The following is a 7,667-nucleotide window of genomic DNA, read 5'->3' on the forward strand; positions in this document are numbered from 1 at the left end:
AGGGGCTCTGTCCCCGTAGTTGTGAGACCGGATCAGAGGGATACAGTAATCCTGACCGGCGGCGGGCTGAAGACTACGTCAAGTCTTGCTGCTTCTGGCCTGACGTGGGAGGAGTTTTTCCGTTTGAACCTGGCTGGTACGTTGACGGTCTGATCAAAGGGCGGGATCCTCTTTGGCAAGCTTCGCCTTGCCTCTGGCTTTCCGTGGGGGTATCATAACGAAGTTACGTTGGAGGTGTTGGAATACATGCGTTGCCTTGCCACTTTTGATGTCACCAGTATGGCTCTGTTGTTTGAGCGTGTCTGTCGAAAGGCCGATCTTGCTGTAAAGATCATCCCGGTGCCCCGGAGCCTGTCGTCGAGCTGCGGGTTGGCCTGTGAATATCCCTGCGGTGAAGAGGACACCATACGTGGCCTCTGCGCCGATCGGGATATCGACGTTGTGAATTGGCATCATATGGGGGAGTCCTGATCGCTCATGCTGGACAGACGCTTGATTCAGGAGATGTACGACGCAGCTCAGACCAGCCCTCTGGATGGTGCTCAAACTGCGGCGTCGGTATATTGGCGGATGTTGGCCATGGCTGAGGGCCAGTCGATGACGGTGCAGTTCGAGCCCGGTGAGGATTTTTCCGTAATCTGTGTCTCGGGTGGGTACGAGGTTCGATGATGGCGAGAGGACCCAAAAGGGAGAAACGCTCCCCGGATCAATGGGACGACGGCGTCGTTCATGAGTCCCACTTTGCCGAGGCGGCCGAGGCCCTGGGATTTTCAATTGCCCAACCGGATAAAGAGGCCCCATCGGTCTCACCGTCTTCGGGACGTCCTGAAATAGCGGAAATCCTCCGGGGGCAGCGTGCAGGGCTTCGGATCGAGAGAAAGGGGCGACGGGGAAAGACCGTCACGGTGGTCGAGGCGCTGGTTCTCCTGCCGGAAGCTTTGGCTCAGGTGGCTCGGGAGCTTCGCAAGGCTTTGGGGTGTGGCTCCTCCGTGGAGGATGGCGCTGTGGTTTTGCAGGGGGACAATCGGGATCGCATCGCCTCATGGCTTCGAGCTCGGGGCGTTCACGTTCGAGGATGACCCGAAGGGTTGGGAGGGACGAATATTCATGAAAAAAACCGTTATGACTGATGAACGATTGAGGGAGTTGGAGGAAGGTTTCCGGCAGTGTTCCGGCTGGGCTGTGTCCATGGTAGCTCGAGCCGGAAGCGGGCATCCCGCCGGCTCCCTGTCGAGTATGAGATTGTACATGGCCGCCTACGAGCAGGCGGATCTGTCGCCCGAAAACTGGCGGGAGATCGACAGGGATCACGTTGTCATCAGCCATGGCCACACGTCTCCCGGGGCGTATGCTGCCCTGGCATATCACGGTTTTGTCGATCCTCTTGACGTTATCGCCGGTTTCAGGAGATGCGGCAGTGCCTTTCAGGGACACGTAGAGCGCACCGTCCCCGGAATCGACTGGGGAAGCGGCAACCTCGGCCAGGGATTGGCCGCCGCCGTGGGGTTTGCCCTGGCGTTGAAGGCCAGGGGGGCGGACCGCTGGGTCTACGTGCTCATGGGAGATGGCGAACAGCCCAAAGGACAGGTGGCCGAGGCTCGACGCATCGCCGTGGCTCATGGGGTCAAAAACATCACCGTGCTGGTGGACTGTAACGATATTCAGATCAGCGGTCGGGTGGAGGAGGTCATGCCGGTGAACATCCCGGCTCTCTGGGAGGCAGACGGCTGGACTGTTCTCAAGGCCGACGGTCGCGATTTTGCGTCCATCTACGAAAGCATGGATCAGGCTCGTGCCCAGGAAGCTCCCACGGTGATTTTCTGTTCCACCGTCATGGGTGACGGAGTCTCCTTTATGGAGGACAAGCCGGACTATCATGGCAAGGCTGCCACGGGGGACCTGTACCGTCAGGCCATGGAGGAGCTTGACCAGCCCGATTGGTTGTCTCGGGTGGCGGATCGTGCTGAGCCCGTCGTGACCGGGTATGAGGATATTCCGCTTCCTTTAGTGAACCTGGAGCTCGGTACCCCGAACACCTATGGCCTTGATGGAAAGACTGATAACAGATCTGCCTTCGGGAACGCTCTGGCCGACGTGGGGGAGCTCAATATCGGAGTGGCAGGCAAGACGCCTATCCTGGTTTTTGACTGCGATCTGTCCGGTTCTGTCAAGACCGCTGCCTTTGCGAAGGCCCTTCCTGCCCGATTCGTCCAGTGCGGGATCCAGGAACACGGCACCGCGACGGTGGCAGGAGCTGCCAGCTGTTGCGGGGTCGTCCCCGTGTGGGCCGATTTCGGTGCCTTCGGCTTGGCCGAGGTCTATAACCAGCAGCGCCTCAACGACATCAACAGGACGAACCTTAAGCTCGTCCTCACCCACGTGGGGCTCGACGTGGGGGAGGACGGAATGACCCATCAGTCCATCGACTACATCTCCCTTCTCGCCAACACCTTTGGCTGGAAGCTCGTGGTGCCAGTCGATCCCAACCAGACCGACCGGGCGACCCGGTGGGCCCTGACCGAGCCGGGGAACGTGTGCCTCGCCATGGGGCGAAGCACCATGGTTCCGGTTGCCGGTCTTGACGGCGAGCCCTTTTTCGGGGAGCGACCCTTCCGATACGGCGAGGCGATTCGCCTTCGAGACGGCGACGACGGGGCTGTTCTGGCCCTGGGGGCCATGACGGCCAGAGCTTTGGAGGCCGCAGATCGTCTGGCCGAGAGGGGCGTGCATGTCAAGGTCTACGCCGTCTCCTGTCCTCTGGAGGTCGATCAGAAGGCCCTTGCAGACGCGACCTCAACGGGAAGGGTTGTCACCCTGGAGGATCACTGTGCCAGAACCGGCATGGGCGCTCTGTGGAGTTTGGCTGCCGCTGAGCTGGGAGCACGGTCTTCTTGGCGCTTTATGGGGGTCACCAGATATGGCGATTCGGGACCCAGTGCCGACGTTTACCGAGCCATGGGGCTTACCGCCGAGGATGTGGTTACCGCTGTGGAGAGCCTGATTCGGTGATCGACGGTCGGACCATCTCTCTCGGGGGATACGCCCGACTCTGGGCCTCCAATAAAAAAAGTGACGCCTTTTTGGTTCGTGTGACTTCCGGTGGTACGCTCGGCAGTCGACTGGGGGCGATTTATCACGACGATATCCTGGCCGCTGGGTACGGCGGTCAGGTGATCTCATCTAAAGGAACGGTTTTTTTCGTGCTTCGCCCGACTCTGGCGGATTTCTGTACCAAGATTCGCCGAGTGACCCAGGTGGTATACCCTAAGGACATCGGGGCGGTCCTCCTCTCCCTGAACGTGGGACCGGGAGCGTCGGTTCTCGAGTGCGGTTCGGGTTCCGGGGGAATGACGGTGGTCCTGGCCCACATGGTGGGAGACGAGGGGACAGTGGTCAGCTACGATCTTCGGGAGGAGCATCAGGCTGTGGCCCGGGAAAACTGTCACAGGTGGGGTGTTGGTGACCGGGTCCGGTTTTGCCTGGCCGACCTGGAGATGGCCCCCATCGCCGAGCAGGATATGGACGCCTGTTTTGTGGACGTTCGGTGTCCCTGGAAGGTGCTTCCGTCGGTCCTCCCGTCCATTGTACCCGGTGGCCGGGTGGGGATTTTGGTCCCCACGGTGAACCAGGTGGAAAGTACTCTCTCCTGCCTCAGAGAGCAGGGCTGTGCCGATCTGTCGGTGATCGAGACCTTTCAGCGTCGGTGGCGAACCAACCCGGAACGGCTTCGCCCCGACGATACTATGGTGGGGCACACGGGGTTTCTCGTCTTTGCGTCCACGCTGTCTGAGGAGGTGGCCCCGGATGAGTACTGGTAAGGAGATCCTTCTTCACGTCTGTTGCGGCCCTGACGCTACGATTCCCTGGCCGGATCTGACCGACGAGGGATACGCCGTGACGGCTTTCTTCTACGGCGGCAACATTCATCCGATGGACGAATTTCTCCGCCGCCTGGAAGCCGTCCGAATCGTACACACCAACTCCCATGGGCGCCTCCTTCCGTCCTCCTATACCCCAGAGCCCTGGCTTTCGGCGGTGCAGGGACTGGAGGACGAGCCCGAAGGGGGCCGACGCTGCTCTCTCTGCTACGGACTTCAGATCCGAGCTGCGGCTCGGGCTGCCGTTGAGCTGGGAATTGGCCGAATCACCACGACCTTGACGATCAGCCCTCACAAAAATCCCAATGAAATTAACAGAATCGGTCGTATGGAGGCTGAGGCAGAGGGCCTTATGTGGGAGGATCGGATCTGGAGAAAAAAAGATGGTTTCCTTCGGTCGGTCCGGGAAAGCCGTCGGCTGGGTATCTACCGCCAGGACTACTGTGGTTGTCTGTACAGTATGAGAGAACGGAGGGAAAGCCATGAGCGCTGACGGTCACATCGGCAAACTGCCGCCCGAGGAGCTGGAAAGTCAAATCCTTCGCTATCGAGGAGCGTCACGTCCTGAGGTCCTGGTAGGGCCGGGAATCGGGGAGGATGCAGCTCTCATTCGGTGGCCGGATGAACGCCTGCTCACCGTCTCGTCGGATCCCATCGTGGGTGCCCAGGAAGGGGCAGGTCGATACCTGGTCCACGTCAACGCCAACGACATCGCCTGCAAGGGCGGCGATCCCGCGTATCTTGTGGTGACCCTGCTGGTCCCCGTGGCTCTCGGCCGTCCCTTTGCCGAGATGATCATGGCCGAGATCGACGAAGAATGTCGGGACCTGGGCGTTGCCGTTGTCGGCGGTCACACCGAGATCACCGATCGACATGTGAACCCGGTGGTTATGGGGACCATGATCGGAACGACCGAGTACCGGTATTGCTCCGATAACATGGCACCGGGTGACGCTATTTTGGCCACGAAACATATCGGTTTGGAGGGAATGGCCATCCTTGCCCACGACAGGCCTGACTTGCTGGGGTGTCTTGCCCCGGGGGAGATCGACGAGATTTGCTTGTGGCTTGATCGTATCTCGGTGATACCTGAGGCCCGGGCTATCCGCCATCTGGCCTCGTTCATGCACGATCCGACGGAGGGCGGTTTTATGGGTGGGATCTCCGAGCTCTCCCGACTTGGTCGTATCGCCGTTGACCTGGATGTCTCGGCTCTCCCGGTGGACGATCTCACCCGTCGGGTTGCCGACAAGCTGGGCTTTGATCCATTGAAATTAATTTCATCTGGGGTCCTCCTGGCGGTTGTCCCTCAAAAACATGAAGACGAGGCCCTGTCGATTTTGTCGAGGCAGGGCATCCCCGGAACCCTGGTAGGACGGATCACCGATGGGCCGGGAAACCTGACCGTCTCCACCGAGGAGGAACTCTGGCGAATTCTCAGAATGGAGACGAGAGGAGAATAACCATGGCCTTCGATCACCTATGGAACAGACTTGACCGGCTTCGGGATGAGATGCTCCGACATACGGTGGACGGCGTGCTCTTTTTAAGTGTCGAGAGTTTCGGCATTGAAAATCTCTTTTACTTCTCGGGGTTTCGAGGAAGCTCCGCTGCCCTCCTGATCACCCAGAAGGACGCTGTCCTCGCTACCGATGGCCGATATGTGGCACAAGCAGCCGCCCAGAGTCCCTTCCGAATTGTCCCCCATGGCAAAAAACAAACTCTCCTGGACATGGTTGGGGAACTCCTGCGCCGATGTGGTGTCACCCGGTGTGGATTCGAGGGAGATGCTGTGACCTACAGCGTGTATCAGCGCCTGTCAAAACTCTCTGCTACCTTACAGGATATGAAAGGCGCCGTTTCGTTGCTCCGAAGACCCAAAGACAACGTGGAGGTCGCCCTTATTACCAAGACCTGTCGGATCGCTGCTGCAGCGTACGACCGAACCCTTCGTGAGATTCGTCCCGGAATGACCGAATTGGAGATCGCCAAGCGTCTGGAGGCCCATATAGTCTCCCTTGGCGGTGAGGGCGGATGGCCCAGGAGCCCTTTTATCGTGGCCTCTGGGGTGCGAAGCGCCATGCCTCACGGCGTGGCTTCCACGAAACAGGTCTGCGAAGGAGAGTGGGTGACCGTCGATTTTGGGGCGTCCTGCGAAGGCTACATGTCCGATCTGACCCGAAATTTTGCTCTGGGGTACGTCTCCGACCCCGAATTTCTCAAAATCCACGACATACTTCAAGAATCCCATGCTCAGGGAGCTCAGGCCATCGTGCCGGGATCTTCGTGTCTGGAGGTGGATCAAGCCGCACGAAAAGTCATCCAAGAAGCAGGCTATGGCCAGTACTTCAGCCATGGATTGGGGCACGGCCTGGGCGTGGAGATCCACGAATCTCCCCGACTGTCTCCCCGATCCGTTGACAGCCTGGCAGTCGGGGACGTTGTGACGATCGAGCCTGGAATCTACATACCTGATCGGGGAGGCCTGAGGATCGAGGATGACTACCTGGTCACGGAGGATGGAGCCGTGCGCCTCTCTGAAGGCTTGAGCCAGGACTTTAGAATCCTGGCGGTTTGAGGCCCGTCAAGACATCTTGTTGGCCTGTATTAAGAGGAAGGAGTCTTCACAGAGACGAAGAGTGGCAGGGGTTTTGAGAAAAGCATATCCCAAGACCGATGGCATCCAGAGCCCAAAGCCATGAGACTTTGAGCTGGCGAATACGGTGGAACCGATAAGGTGTTTTTATGGGGTCTGCTTTATGAGAAACAGAAAGGCTTTTGTCAATCCTGATTTTTATTGACTCCGTAAAAGGAAGTCATATGCCCTACTTATAATAGGGCTATGTTTATGTTTGAAATAAACAGTTATTTTTTGTAGCATACGATTGTTTTGTTTAATGATACAATTGAAGCTAGTATTAGCGATACGGCAAGAGGAACGGTAAAAATATAAAAATTACAGGAGAGTATGATGAGCAATAATACCGGTCTGCCTGTGCGTGAACACACAGAGACAGGCGCAAATCTCGGCTTTGAAGATAAACTGTGGATGGCGGCTGACAAGCTGCGTGGCACGATGGATTCTGCCGAGTATAAACATGTGGTGCTTGGCCTGATCTTTTTGAAATACATCTCCGACTCTTTTTCCGAAAAATATAGAGCACTGCAGGCTGAAGAATTTGCTGATCCGGAAGACCGTGATGAATATCTGGCGGACAACGTGTTCTGGGTGCCTGAAGAAGCCCGCTGGGCTTTTCTGCAGGGCAAGGCCAAAGACCCGAAAATCGGTCAGTTGATCGATGAGGCGATGACCGCCATTGAACGGGACAACAAAACCCTCAAAGGCGTCCTGCCAAAAGATTATGCTCGGCCTGCGCTGGATAAATCACGCCTTGGTGAGCTGATCGACCTGATTGCCACTATTGGCCTTGGTGATGCCGAGAGCAGAAAGAAAGATATTCTGGGTCGCGTATATGAATATTTTCTCGCCAGGTTTGCTGAAAAAGAAGGCAAAGGCGGCGGTGAATTCTATACGCCGCAGTGTGTGGTAAAGCTGTTGGTTGAAATGCTGGAGCCTTACAGTGGGCGAGTCTATGACCCGTGCTGCGGTTCGGGTGGTATGTTTGTTCAGGCGATTAAGTTCATTCAGGCCCATGCAGGCGGAAACGGCAATGGTAACGGTGTCCCTAATGGCGTGAAGCGGGATATTGCCATTTACGGGCAGGAATCCAACTATACAACCTTTCGTCTGGCAAAGATGAATATGGCGATTCGCGGTATTGATGCCGA

At 57.5% G+C, this 7,667-nt stretch carries 9 protein-coding genes; all 9 read left to right on the forward strand.

Annotation, left to right across the window (positions count from 1 at the left end):
• The first annotated feature begins 246 nt into the window (after nt 1–246).
• A complete protein-coding gene (locus tag CSA35_08215; protein ID PIE54042.1) occupies nt 247–471 on the forward strand; it encodes a hypothetical protein in 225 nt (74 codons plus the stop codon).
• Nucleotides 472–477: 6 nt separating this feature from the next.
• A complete protein-coding gene (locus CSA35_08220) occupies nt 478–669 on the forward strand; it encodes a hypothetical protein (GenBank protein PIE54043.1) in 192 nt (63 codons plus the stop codon).
• Complete coding sequence (locus CSA35_08225) at nt 669–1,079, forward strand: translation initiation factor (GenBank protein PIE54044.1); 411 nt, start codon at nt 669–671, stop codon at nt 1,077–1,079. Before CSA35_08220 ends, CSA35_08225 begins: the two co-directional genes overlap by 1 nt.
• Nucleotides 1,080–1,107: 28 nt before the next feature.
• Nucleotides 1,108–3,009 carry a transketolase gene (locus tag CSA35_08230; protein PIE54045.1) on the forward strand — a complete coding sequence of 634 codons (1,902 nt, stop codon included), beginning with the start codon at nt 1,108–1,110 and terminating at the stop codon, nt 3,007–3,009.
• A 14-nt stretch (nt 3,010–3,023) separates the two neighbouring features.
• Nucleotides 3,024–3,818: a tRNA (adenine-N1)-methyltransferase gene (locus CSA35_08235; protein ID PIE54054.1), complete on the forward strand. Its 795-nt coding sequence runs from the start codon at nt 3,024–3,026 to the stop codon at nt 3,816–3,818.
• Complete coding sequence (locus CSA35_08240; GenBank protein PIE54046.1) at nt 3,805–4,371, forward strand: hypothetical protein; 567 nt, start codon at nt 3,805–3,807, stop codon at nt 4,369–4,371. Before CSA35_08235 ends, CSA35_08240 begins: the two co-directional genes overlap by 14 nt.
• Nucleotides 4,361–5,341, forward strand: a complete 981-nt coding sequence (locus CSA35_08245; protein PIE54047.1) for a hydrogenase expression protein — start codon at nt 4,361–4,363, stop codon at nt 5,339–5,341. Before CSA35_08240 ends, CSA35_08245 begins: the two co-directional genes overlap by 11 nt.
• A 2-nt stretch (nt 5,342–5,343) precedes the next feature.
• Entirely contained in the window at nt 5,344–6,456 is a 1,113-nt protein-coding gene (locus CSA35_08250) for a Xaa-Pro dipeptidase (protein PIE54048.1), read from the forward strand.
• Between the two features lie 393 nt (nt 6,457–6,849).
• Nucleotides 6,850–7,667 (forward strand): N-6 DNA methylase (locus tag CSA35_08255; GenBank protein ID PIE54049.1); only part of this gene is annotated, 818 nt, incomplete at its 3' end.

The sequence above is a fragment of the Dethiosulfovibrio peptidovorans genome, assembly GCA_002748665.1.
GTDB classification, from domain to species: Bacteria; Synergistota; Synergistia; order Synergistales; family Dethiosulfovibrionaceae; genus Dethiosulfovibrio; species Dethiosulfovibrio peptidovorans_A.